Below are 10,758 nucleotides of genomic sequence, written 5' to 3'. Positions count from 1 at the left end.
TCTAATTTCTTCTTTTGCACACTGCGCTCTAGGATTTGCTGAATTTGGACAGCAGAGTATATGAATAAACGTATTTTTTTGCAGATCAGTGGCTTAGTTATATTTACTATTTTGGTGAGTGGTGGTCTATTTTATTGGTCCACTTTGTTAAACCACTCCATTTCCTCATTTCATCAGTCATGGCAATCAGAAACTGAAGTTGCAATTAAACGTGCCGAGCTGCTAGCTGAGCTAGAGCGTAGTTTTGGTTATAACGGCTTTATTCATCACTTCAAAAATTATGTACTACGCCAAGACGAGATTTATTACGAACAGGCTTTAGCTGATGTTGAAGCCACCAAAGCGACCATCTTAAAATTGCAAAGTACGGCGCTAAGCAGTCAAGAGACAAAGGCATTAGCCGTTATTCAACACACCTTTGATGAATATACACAAATGCTTGCGCTTGCTAAGTCAAAATTTACATCAGGTAGGTTGAGCTCTGAAGTGGTGGACCGCTTAGTGAGAGTAGATGACACTGACGCAGAAGTTGCATTTAACTATTTGCGTAAGTTGATTGGAGAAAAATTTGAGCTTGCAAAGCAAAATCAATCTGTAAAGCTTGCTCAAACCCAAGAGTTGAGTAACACCGGTGTATTGTTGTTACTACCAATAGTCTTGTTGTTTGCTTGCTTAAACATCTTCACGCTCATTTTTGTGGTTAAACTTATCAACGAGAAACGAAAGTTATTCAATTCTACTCCTGATGCCATTTTATATTGTGACAAAGACGGTAGGCTTAAAGAAGTCAATAAGGCGTGTACTGACTTGTTTGGTTATCAACCTCAAGAACTACTAGGTATGAAGGTTGAAGACCTCATCCCAGAACGGTATACCGGTAAACACGTCGCGGACAGAGAAAAGTTCCAAGGTACCTCTACGATGCGCAGAGTGACGCATGATGGCCTTAAAATTGTAGGGCGACATCAATCAGGTGTGGAGATCCCGGTGGATATCGCGTTATCCACGGTGTCCGTCTCTAAAAATGATGTTTTTATTGCGGTGATCCGAGATTTACGTCAAGAACAAGAATTGAAGAACCGAGCTGAACTGGATTTCTTAACTCAGGTTATGAATCGCAGAAAGATTGAAGCGCTGCTGAAAGAAGAAGTGCAGCGGGCCATACGTTATCATCGAGCGCTATCGCTACTGGTAATCGACGTTGATCATTTTAAACAATTAAATGATACCGCAGGACACCAAGATGGTGATAATGCATTGAAGGAAGTTGGGCAGTTTCTAAGAGAGCAAGCACGCCCAAGCGACCATATTGGACGATGGGGCGGTGATGAATTTGTGATTATCTGCCCTGAAACTCGGCCGGATGCCGCGCTTAATTTTGCACAACGACTGGTGCATGAATTTACCCGTTTCACCAGTTTTGGACTGACATTTAGCATTGGCGTCGCGGGATACGAGCTTATTGGCGAAAGCTTTAATCACAAACGATGTTTTGAAGAAGCTGATTTAGCCCTCTATGAGTCGAAAAAGTCAGGTCGAGATCGTGCTTCGCTTTATATCGCGCCACGCAGCTCGTTGGACAAAAAGGCATAGTCTAAAACGAGATCTTTTACTTTAGCCGCTAAAAACTTTACAATTTGCGCCCTGTTTAGACTTGTGGCGGATGTTGATGCATAAAATAGAAGACCTCATTGCTGTTTTTAATGGGTTATTCCTGCACACGCTCAACACGGAGCTGGTAGTGGGCGACGACGAGCCCATCTATCTACCTGCAAATGAATCATACCCTCATCACCGCATTATTTTTGCTCATGGCTTTTATGCTAGTGCTTTGCATGAAGTTGCGCACTGGCTTGTTGCGGGTGAAGCGCGTCGTCAACTCGAAGATTACGGCTACTGGTATTGTCCCGATGGACGAGATAAAGCGCAGCAGCTCGAATTTGAAAAAGTGGAAGTGAAACCACAAGCGATTGAGTGGGCGTTAAGCGTCGCAGCTGGTTTTTCATTTAATGTTTCCGTTGATAACCTCAACGGTGAACAAACTTGCCGTTTCAGCTTTCAACAACGGGTGCATCAGCAAGTGCTAGCTTTATTAGAAAGCGGATTTAATACCAGAACAACTCAACTACTCAACGCATTAAGCAATTTTTATAATACACCTTGGCCTTTACGCCAGCAGCAATTTAACTGGGATATCCCGACAGAGCTAAGCATGGAGTTTGACGATGCAATTTAAGCTTGGACTTATCATCAATCCTTTAGCTGGACTAGGTGGGAGCGTTGCACTAAAAGGTAGCGATGGCGCAGAAACAGCTCAACAAGCTTTGGCGTTAGGTGCAGAGCCTCGCGCTAATCAGCGAGCAAAAACGGCTTTAACACAACTGCTTTCTCATCAAGAAAATATCGAAATATACACTGTTAATGGTGAGATGGGGGAGCGTACGGCAAAAGAGCTGGGTTTTAACACCCAAGTGATTTACCAAACTCAAAGCACGGCAACTCGTCCTGAAGATACCGAGACCGCAGCGCAAATGATGCAACAGCTAGGTGTCGATTTGATTTTGTTTGCTGGTGGCGATGGTACTGCCCGCAACATTTGCCACGCGGTGGGTGATTCATGTCCTGTACTTGGGATCCCTGCTGGGTGCAAAATTCATAGCGGCGTATACGCGATAACGCCAAAAGCAGCAGGTAGAGTCGTTGAACTTTTGGTTACCGGAGAGCTCGTCTCCATTGGTGAAGCCGATGTGATGGACATTGATGAAGCTGCATTTCGTGAAGGGACTGTGCGCGCTAAGCGATTTGGTGAAATGCAAGTGCCGGCCGAGCTGAGATATGTGCAAGCGGTGAAAAACGGTGGTAAAGAAAGCGATGAGCTGGTGTTGGCAGATATCGCCGCCTATGTGGTTGCCGAAATGGACGAAGATGAAACCTACATTATGGGATCTGGTTCTACCGTTGCAGCAGTGATGGAAGAGATGGGACTTGATAATACACTTCTTGGTGTTGATGTTGTAAGGGACCAAGTGCTGATCGCGCAAGACCAAACCGCGCAGCAATTGTTGTCGCTTGCTGATGACAAAACAAAGCTAGTGATCACATTAATTGGTGGGCAAGGACACATTTTTGGCCGCGGTAATCAGCAACTAAGCCCTAACCTCATCAAAAAAATCGGCAAAGATAATATTATCCTTATCGCCACAAAATCGAAATTAAAGGCCTTAAATGGTCGTCCTTTAATTGCTGATACCGGTGACGAACAACTTGATGAGTCCTTAGCTGGATTTATTAAAGTGATCACTGGGTTCAATGACCATGTAATGTACGCCATAGGCCATCAAGAATAATTTAGGAATAACTATGTCTTTAGTAGAATATGTAGAGAAAGCGCAGCAGTTTTTTGATGAGCTTGTTGATAGAGCGAGCGATGATGAATTATTTGCTGGTGGCTATTTACGCGGTCACTTTGACTTAGCGGTAGGCTATGCACAAGTAGAGGAAGCAGATCTTTCGATTGATGAGCTAAATGCCAAAGTTGAAAGCAGCTTGGTAAAAGCATACCGAAATGGAGAGCTAAATGACGATGATAAAGCGCACGTGGTTTCTATTTGGGAGCAGGTGCAAAATCTAAAATAACCGCACCTCACCTGAGAGTAGCAGATGCTAGGGCCTGTTGACCTTTGCTGTTTGATTTTTGTTCACCTGAGTGTGCTTTGATCGCGACGCTCGACTTGCCGCCTAGTAATCTAGGCAAAAGTTGAGCAACAATGAACAAAGCGCACTCAGGTGAACCCAAAGGGCAGCGCTTGATTAGCATTTCTTCTGTGTTGCCCCACAAGGATGTGGGGTAAGGTGACTTTGCAGGAGCACAAAGTCTTTATCGCCTGACTCACATAGAATAACTATGCTACGCAGGCTCTGCCTTGTATAAATACCAATCAAACTGCTGCAAAAACAAACTTGAAAGATAAACAGGCCCTAGAAGTCTAATTTGCATCTGCTACTTCGCCTCGCTTGGCTTTACATCAAAAATCGCCAATAGATGAATAACAGTGCAAAGCCCACTAAATAAATCAGCCCCAGTCCCGTTAGAACCTTGGTATAAATTGGTTGACTGCGATAGATCTCACCTTTCACTAATCCTAAATTCATCCAAGCAAAGATAGGAGTAGTGACAAACGCTGAGCTCATGGCAAACATTAGCATGCTCTTTAAGTCGGCTTTAAAAAACAGCACTACGGCCATACCAAGCGTTGCTTGTAGCAATAGAATGAGCGTGTAACTCTTTTTCGTTGTGTTCGGTCGTAACAGCTGAAGTGATTCACTAAGCACTCGGGAGTAGCCATCTAACACTGTGATCGTTGTTCCAAACATACACAAAAATGCGACGCCAGCAATTAGCCATCTAGCCCATTCGCCGATTGTATTGGCATACATATCAATGAGCTGCTGTGAGAACGCAACACCAGCGAGTTCCACAGGCTTATCTTGACCGTATTGCATTAGCATACCGAGTAAACAAAACACGACCGCAAGACCCAGCGTAACAAAATATCCCACCTTGAAATCCAGTAAGATCTGGCCACTTGTTAGTGATTGTTTAGCCATCTTCGTCTTTAGCCAAGAGGAATTAATGGCTGAAATCTCGATTGGTGCGGGCATCCAACCCATTAAGGCAACTAAAAAGCCCAGTAACGCGATGTCGTACGGGGATATCGGATCAATGGGGGCTGGATGGGCCGGTCCATTATTAGCCGCAATGGCAAGTGCTATGACAGTGGAAATTGTCAAAATTATCATCACCCATTTGCTTGTTACATCGAGTATTTTGTAGTGTCCAACCAGTAAGATTGCCAAGCAACTAGTCAAAAGTATAAAGCTTAACAATTCAATATTTATTGGAAATGGCAGCGAGTAGCTCAAGAGACTTGCGGTAAGTAATAGCACACCCGCGGTATTTACAATGGCTGCGAAAATATTGAGTAGCACAAAAACCTTAAATCCGAAGCGGTAATGTGCGTGATAACCTTCGACGACACTATGCTTAGAGTGGCTTGTGTACTCGACTGCATATTTAAAAAAGGGATATTTGAGCAAATTAACAACAACTATTAACCAGATCAATTGACTACCAAATAGTGCTCCAGCCTGAGTTGATGAAACGAGATGTGAACCACCGATAGCAGCAGTTGCCATTAATATTCCAGGCCCAAAGATGGCAAATTTGCCTTTAAGAGATAGCAGCGCTGGCAATGTAAATTCCTTAAGTTTTTTTATTTTAATTTTGCTGCCAGTCTACGAAGTTTTAAGAATTGCCGCAACAGTGTCGTTGAGTCGCATTTCACAGGCGGTGTTGAGTGTGAGATAACTAGTTGCTTACCCCATCCTGCTCTAAGAAGTATTCATCTAGGTCTTCTTTGATGTCCTGATAATCATCTTCATCTAAATTTAAAACCTTCAATACATCCGCTTTCATTAAGTGCCAATCAGGCGCTGCAACAAAACGTTTATTGATATGTACAAAATTTTCCGCCATTTTTAGAGCAGAGAAAGCTAATTTCTGTTCTTCATCTTTACAGTTCCCCAAAAACTCGGGGTCATGATGGCATAAAATCATCTGACAAATACTTTGTGGCAAGTTCCAGGAAGCCGCGAGGAAGTAGCCGATAATAGCGTGATTGGTCTCGTACTTTTCTTCTTCGTGTTCGACTAACAGCTTGTCATAATCTTTGTTAGCGGCAATGAGCGTTTCCATATAATCGGGGTAATTTACTGCCATAGCGGCAATCCCTGCGTCGTGAAATAAGCCTAGTAAGTGCAAGTTTTCGATAGGAACACGCGATTTAAGTTTATTACCAATCACCATGATACTATCCGCGATGTCTGAAGCGTTATCCCAAAACCGCTCCAAACTAATACAACACTTACGTTGGTCAAAGGTTTGTTTGAGCAAAAAGCCGGTCACCAGCTTACTAATAGAGTCTAGACCTAGAAAGACGACAGCCTGTTTTACATCAGTGACCGTTCTTGCCAAGCCGTATAGGGGCGAGTTGATGATTTTTAGCACCGCGGCTGAGGTGCTGACATCATGAGCGATAATAGAAGCGATGTCGTTCAGATCTGGATCTGCTGTAGCAAGTGCTGCTTGCAATTCGCTTATCAGCGCAGGTTTAGGTGGTAAATTGAAACCATGTTTGACGTCAGCTAACACTTTGTCGTCTAGATCTATCATCTAAAAATCCTTAATTTCAGACATATAAAAAGCATAGCGTAAATTCTTTATTGAACACTGACTTGAGACAAAAAAATACCAAGTCGGCTACTAATTCGGCAAAGTGTCTCGTCAATAGGCACGTTTTCTTGCTTAACATGTAAATATTAAGTTATGGTTAAGCAATTTTTTTCTTAGGGCAATGGTATGCACGAAACACAACAAGCGAACTCGCAAAACTCTGCGATCACCCGTTTTTTAAACGGGATTGAGCGGGTGGGGAATAAACTCCCTGATCCTGCAATCATTTTCTTATCAGCAATGTTGCTGATTTGGCTGCTATCTTGGTTATTTTCAGGCGTAGAATTTAGCGCTATTGATCCAAGAACCAATCAGGCGATTGTCGTTCACAATTTATTAGACCCAAATGCGCTTGCCGGATTTATGGCAACGATGGTAAAAACCTTCACGGGATTTGCGCCATTAGGCGTGGTGCTAGTTGCTATGCTAGGTGTGGGTGTCGCTGAACATTCTGGCTATATTAATACTGGCCTTAAAATCATGCTTAAACGCACGCCTCAAGCACTACTAACTCCTTCTATTATTCTTATCGCAATTGTAAGCCACACGGCGACAGACGCTGGATACGTGTTAGTTATTCCGCTTGCTGGTGTTATTTTCTATGCGATGGGAAGACATCCTCTTGCGGGTATTGCTGCGGCATTTGCTGGTGTAAGCGGCGGATTTAGCGCGAACTTTATTCCTTCTGGTATCGATCCGTTGCTACAAAGCTTTACCCAAAGTGCAGCGCAGATCATCGATCCAGAAATCGCGATTAACCCGCTAAATAACTGGTTTTTCACTTCAGCATCGAGTTTATTCATTATTTTATTAGGTTGGTATATCACCGATAAAATCATAGAGCCAAGACTAAAAGCGACAGAAATTGACGGCGATACTGATAGTTTGCCTTCGTTTGATGAGATCACAAGCAAAGAAAAGAAGGGCTTTGTGGTGGCGTCTATGGTGATGTTAGCAGGTATCGCGTTATTGGTTTATGCATCAAGCGGTGAAGATTCAGCACTACGCAGTCCGTCGGGTGCTTTAACTGATTTTAGTGCACCGTTAATGCAATCAATTGTGCCACTTATTTTCCTACTGTTTTGGATCCCAGGTGCGGTATACGGTTTCGTTGTTGGTACGTTCAAAACTTCAAAAGACATGATTGATGCCATGACTAAAGCCATGAATAGCATGTCTTACTATATTGTTATGGCGTTTTTCTGTGCACTTTTTATCAGTGCCTTCAGCCATTCAAATTTGGGCGCACTGCTTGCTATTGAAGGGGCCCAAATATTAAAGGCATTGGCGCTGCCAAGCTATGTTACCGTGGTTGGTATTATCTTCCTCACCGCATTTGTAAACCTATTTGTAGGGTCAAGCTCTGCGAAGTGGGCGTTGTTGGGGCCGATTTTTGTTCCGATGTTAATGCAATTGGGTATTTCACCAGATTTAACACAAGCGGCTTATCGTGTTGGTGATTCCGGCTCAAATATAATCACGCCGCTTATGCCTTACTTCCCGTTGGTTGTGGTTTACTGCCAGAAATACGTTAAGTCGACCGGGATAGGTACTTTGATAGCGATGATGTTGCCCTACTCAATTGCCTTTTTGATTGGTTGGAGCATCTTCTTATTGATCTATTGGATGCTTGGTATTCCGCTAGGTCTACAAGCAAGTTATACATACCCTGCTGGTATGTAATTTTAGGTTAAGTAAAAAAAGCGCTGTTCAGTAAAGTGACAGCGCTTTTTATATACTGCTATTTGTTCTGCGCCTTACGCGGCTTTATTGATACCCAGCCAAGAAAATGAGCGATGTAAAAATGCCCCAGCGCCTGTTGTAATGCATTCACCATGGGCAATAACAATATATTGGGGTTGCCATGCGGCCATTTTTGAAAAACAGGCTCGGGCTTGCTGCTTCCCAAACATAAACGAAGTTCGCCAGTCTATGGGGGTTTTACCGTTAGGGCTAATAATCCCGGTGATTTTCGCTAATACTTTTTTAAAACCGGAGAAGTGGTTAGGGTGAAAGTTCTCGATAAGATCTGTCAAAATTAATGTACTGCTCTCTTTGTGGAAGAATACGACTTCTTCCATCACCGCGCTGCCTTTAAAAATGAGTTGCTCAATATCTCCTTGCCACTCGGGTTCTGCCATGTTGCCCAGTTGGCGCTGAAAAGTAAGATCAGGCCGTTTTTTGTCGACACCTGGAGAAGCAAACATAATCGCATGTGGGAACTTTTCCTGCCAATCTCCCATAAATAGGTGATGAAGTTTATTTGGAGAAATTAGGTAGGCCACTTGCCCAAGCTGCGTCAATTCACTCAGTAATCCTTCCGTTAATTTTCCAGGAGAGTGCACCCATAATGCGCCAGAAGAAAGCTTTACTATGGTGCTTCTGGTAGTGTATGGCATGCCAAAGAATGGTACAGTTGGGCCATTGTGGATCCAAATGTTTTTACCAATTGCAATTAATTCGCTCATCTGATTTCCTTACTCTTGTTAGCGTGGATGACTATATCAGGGAAGTTATTTGTTTAAAATATAGCCTTATACAAGATTGTATGAAATTTATCTAAATCCTTGTATTTGCATACCTTATCATTAATCTTGGGCGCGTTGTTCAGTCCCATATCTCGCCATAAAAAGCGCAACGCTTTGCTCTACAATAAAGTCCGTTTCCTCCGTATTTGTGAGATCAAATCCATAAAGCCGTGGGTAAAAGATAAAAGACTTGAGTTGATATAAAAACTGTTGTGCTGCGAATGCCTGATGTTCGATATACAGTGCATTGTTAGCGACAGCATCGGCTAAAAACGTTTCTAAATAACGCATACAACCTACTTTACTGTTATTGAAATGCGCAGCCAATGTAGAGTCTTGCAACAACTCGATAAATGCCACGCGAGCCACTTTGATAAATGATTCAGAGGTGAGCAGATTGACTTCTCGTAAAGCGATTTCTTGAAGTTGTTTTGCAATCGAGACATCGGGTCGATATTGATAAATATCACCTTGGTCAACCTGAAGCATCATGTGTTCAAGTACGTTATACAGTAGTAGCTCTTTGGTCTCAAAGTGATTATAGATCGTTCGTTTAGACACTTCAGCGTGCTTTGCGATGAGATCCATACTGGTATTTTGAGCACCGTGCTGAGCAAATAACTGTTGGGCAGCCTCTAGAATTTGCAGTCGCTTTCTTTCTGATTGTTTCATTTTATCTATTACAGGCAAGGGAATATCAACAAATGGATACTCCGCATTTTAGCAAAACTAAAATAAATTACACTGCTTAGTTTACTTTCTATTCTTGATGTGTAAACTACACTGTGTAGTTTACTTTTGGTGGTTGTATGAAAAAGCGAACATGGTTTGGCTTGATTGTGGTCTTGCTGATAGGAGTAGGGGGAGTTATGGTTTCTAATTTAAATGCTGCGGTAAATCAAGGTGGGTATTCATCAACCCAATATAGTGATGGTAAATTTCATAATACTCATGAAACGGAAAAAACGAGCCTAGGTAAGACGCTGGAAATTTTTTGGCGCTTTTTTACCGAACAAAAAGTCAATGCGGTGCCGAAGGTTGATATGCCAATAAAAGAGCTCACAGAGGCGAATTTAAAGGCACTTTCAGATACGCAAACTCACGTTATTAAACTGGGACACTCATCAGTACTCATTAAAGCGCAAGGGCAGTATCTTCTGATTGATCCCGTTTTTGCTGAACGAGCATCGCCGTTTTCATTTATTGGTCCAAAACGTTTTCATCAACCACCGATTACTATTGAATCATTGCCTCAAATTGATAAGGTGCTGATTTCACATAACCATTACGACCACCTAGACAAGGAAAGCGTAAAGCGATTAGCAGACAGAGTGGGGGCATTTTATGTACCTTTGGGTGTAGAGGGGGATTTGCAAAAGTGGGGAGTTCCCGCTGAAAAAATAAAGCAGTTTGACTGGTGGCAGTTTGAAGAAACCGCTGAGTTAACACTCACCTTTACACCTACTCAGCATTTTTCTGGACGTGGACTTGGAGATGCAAATAAAACCCTTTGGGGAGCGTGGGCTATTCGCACAGCAGACAAAAATATCTTTTTTAGTGGAGACTCTGGTTATTTTGCTGGATTTAAGGAAATAGGTGAAAGACTTGGCCCGTTTGATCTAACCTTAGTAGAGACTGGTGCCTATGATAAAGATTGGTCTGATATTCACATGACGCCAGAGCAAAGCGTACAGGCTCATATAGATTTGCGAGGAACGCATATGATCCCCATTCATAATGGTACTTTTGACTTGGCCTTTCACTCTTGGTTTGATCCGCTCGCAAGAGTGAAAATCGCAGCTGAGCAAAATCAAGTAGCACTGGTAACACCTGTTGTGGGTGAAGTATTGACGCTTTCAGAAACGCTATCAAGTAGCAGCTGGTGGGAAGCGTTGATGCCCTAATATCCATATCTTAGTGATTGAATGAGGGCTAACG

10 protein-coding genes are annotated in these 10,758 nt (G+C 42.8%); 6 read left to right on the top strand and 4 right to left on the bottom strand.

From position 1 onward, the window contains the following. The first annotated feature begins 60 nt into the window (after positions 1-60). The 4 genes from ABMY45_RS20110 (at position 61) to ABMY45_RS20095 (ending at position 3,636) form a co-directional block, all read left to right on the top strand. Complete coding sequence (locus ABMY45_RS20110) at positions 61-1,593, top strand: sensor domain-containing diguanylate cyclase (RefSeq protein ID WP_235368676.1); 1,533 nt, start codon at positions 61-63, stop codon at positions 1,591-1,593. A gap of 76 nt (positions 1,594-1,669) precedes the next feature. Then, the gene (locus ABMY45_RS20105) at positions 1,670-2,236 is read left to right on the top strand and encodes an elongation factor P hydroxylase (protein WP_045990526.1); all 567 of its coding nucleotides are present in this window, start codon (positions 1,670-1,672) and stop codon (positions 2,234-2,236) included. Then, positions 2,226-3,347: an ATP-NAD kinase family protein gene (locus ABMY45_RS20100; protein ID WP_349289410.1), complete on the top strand. Its 1,122-nt coding sequence runs from the start codon at positions 2,226-2,228 to the stop codon at positions 3,345-3,347. Before ABMY45_RS20105 ends, ABMY45_RS20100 begins: the two co-directional genes overlap by 11 nt. Positions 3,348-3,360: 13 nt before the next feature. After that, complete coding sequence (locus tag ABMY45_RS20095; RefSeq protein WP_010377735.1) at positions 3,361-3,636, top strand: YfcL family protein; 276 nt, start codon at positions 3,361-3,363, stop codon at positions 3,634-3,636. A gap of 384 nt (positions 3,637-4,020) precedes the next feature. Here ABMY45_RS20095 and ABMY45_RS20090 read toward each other — a convergent pair whose 3' ends face one another. Next, entirely contained in the window at positions 4,021-5,253 is a 1,233-nt protein-coding gene (locus ABMY45_RS20090) for a divalent metal cation transporter (RefSeq protein ID WP_349289409.1), read from the bottom strand. Between the two features lie 115 nt (positions 5,254-5,368). Continuing rightward, on the bottom strand, positions 5,369-6,232 hold the full coding sequence (locus ABMY45_RS20085) for an HDOD domain-containing protein (RefSeq protein ID WP_010605228.1): 864 nt from the start codon (positions 6,230-6,232) through the stop codon (positions 5,369-5,371). A gap of 186 nt (positions 6,233-6,418) precedes the next feature. On the opposite strand from ABMY45_RS20085, the gene ABMY45_RS20080 reads away from it, so the two are divergent. Further along, positions 6,419-7,975, top strand: coding sequence for an AbgT family transporter (locus tag ABMY45_RS20080; protein WP_010605229.1), 1,557 nt, complete (start codon positions 6,419-6,421; stop codon positions 7,973-7,975). A gap of 74 nt (positions 7,976-8,049) precedes the next feature. On the opposite strand, the gene ABMY45_RS20075 is transcribed toward ABMY45_RS20080, so the two are convergent. Beyond that, entirely contained in the window at positions 8,050-8,760 is a 711-nt protein-coding gene (locus tag ABMY45_RS20075; protein WP_349289408.1) for a DUF4336 domain-containing protein, read from the bottom strand. 120 nt (positions 8,761-8,880) lie between these two features. Then, complete coding sequence (locus tag ABMY45_RS20070; protein WP_010377743.1) at positions 8,881-9,492, bottom strand: TetR/AcrR family transcriptional regulator; 612 nt, start codon at positions 9,490-9,492, stop codon at positions 8,881-8,883. A 197-nt stretch (positions 9,493-9,689) separates the two neighbouring features. On the opposite strand from ABMY45_RS20070, the gene ABMY45_RS20065 reads away from it, so the two are divergent. Beyond that, on the top strand, positions 9,690-10,724 hold the full coding sequence (locus ABMY45_RS20065) for an MBL fold metallo-hydrolase (RefSeq protein WP_174169404.1): 1,035 nt from the start codon (positions 9,690-9,692) through the stop codon (positions 10,722-10,724). The last annotated feature ends 34 nt before the right edge of the window (positions 10,725-10,758 follow it).

Origin of the sequence: Pseudoalteromonas sp. XMcav11-Q (assembly GCF_040104525.1) — a bacterium.
In the GTDB taxonomy this organism is placed as follows: domain Bacteria; phylum Pseudomonadota; class Gammaproteobacteria; order Enterobacterales; family Alteromonadaceae; genus Pseudoalteromonas.
This window is presented reverse-complemented; position numbering and strand designations above follow the sequence as displayed.

Bases quoted from the DNA above. Each gene is read 5' to 3' on its own strand.
- ABMY45_RS20110 (WP_235368676.1), top strand. From the start codon at position 61: ATGAATAAACGTATTTTTTTGCAGATCAGTGGCTTAGTTATATTTACT.
- ABMY45_RS20075 (WP_349289408.1), bottom strand. From the start codon at position 8,760: ATGAGCGAATTAATTGCAATTGGTAAAAACATTTGGATCCACAATGGC.
- ABMY45_RS20065 (WP_174169404.1), top strand. From the start codon at position 9,690: ATGGTTTCTAATTTAAATGCTGCGGTAAATCAAGGTGGGTATTCATCA.
- ABMY45_RS20095 (WP_010377735.1), top strand. From the start codon at position 3,361: ATGTCTTTAGTAGAATATGTAGAGAAAGCGCAGCAGTTTTTTGATGAG.
- ABMY45_RS20100 (WP_349289410.1), top strand. From the start codon at position 2,226: ATGCAATTTAAGCTTGGACTTATCATCAATCCTTTAGCTGGACTAGGT.
- ABMY45_RS20105 (WP_045990526.1), top strand. From the start codon at position 1,670: ATGCATAAAATAGAAGACCTCATTGCTGTTTTTAATGGGTTATTCCTG.
- ABMY45_RS20085 (WP_010605228.1), bottom strand. From the start codon at position 6,232: ATGATAGATCTAGACGACAAAGTGTTAGCTGACGTCAAACATGGTTTC.
- ABMY45_RS20080 (WP_010605229.1), top strand. From the start codon at position 6,419: ATGCACGAAACACAACAAGCGAACTCGCAAAACTCTGCGATCACCCGT.
- ABMY45_RS20070 (WP_010377743.1), bottom strand. From the start codon at position 9,492: ATGAAACAATCAGAAAGAAAGCGACTGCAAATTCTAGAGGCTGCCCAA.